The sequence below is a fragment of the Nocardioides sp. P4_G4 genome (assembly GCF_056401085.1).
The window spans coordinates 1-505 of record NZ_JBFUKA010000194.1; the positions used below are offsets into that span (position 1 = coordinate 1).

The 505-nt window shown below is 75.4% G+C and carries 1 protein-coding gene; it reads right to left on the reverse strand.

Annotation, left to right across the window (positions count from 1 at the left end):
- Positions 1-136 precede the first annotated feature (136 nt).
- On the reverse strand, positions 137-505 hold a 369-nt coding region (locus tag AC1DQF_RS21685; RefSeq protein ID WP_477527289.1), incomplete at its 5' end, for a hypothetical protein.

Genomic DNA, 505 nt, shown 5'->3' on the forward strand with positions numbered 1-505 from the left:
CGTCAGGCCCGCGGGACGTCCATGCCCACCCGGCCCCGACACCCGCGGCCCCGAGGGCCACACCGGCCCCCATCAGGAGTACGTCGCGGCGTGCGGGCCGCGGTCCGGGCGGGGTGGTCTCGGTCATCTGGCCAACCTAGACGAAGCCGAGCTGCTCGCACCGGCGCGCCGTGGAGCCGGCGCAGAGCTCGTCGATGGTCACGACGCCCTCGCGCACCAGGACGCTCGTGAGCTGGGCGAGCCGGACCTCGGTCACCTCGTAGAGCCAGGAGGGGACGCCTTCGTGGTCCTCGGCGCCCTCGACCTCGTCGTCGGCGAGGATCCCGACGGCCACGTCGGCCGCCTGCTCGCTCATCGCGGTGGCCGGCACGTGCAGCATCGACCTGCGGGAGCCCTGCACGAGCTGTCGGGCCGCCTGCAGGTCGGTGTCGGCGTCCGGGCCGCCCTGCTCCGAGGTGCTCGGCCCGGCGACGCCGACGAAGCGGTCCGCGCCGGGGACCAGGGT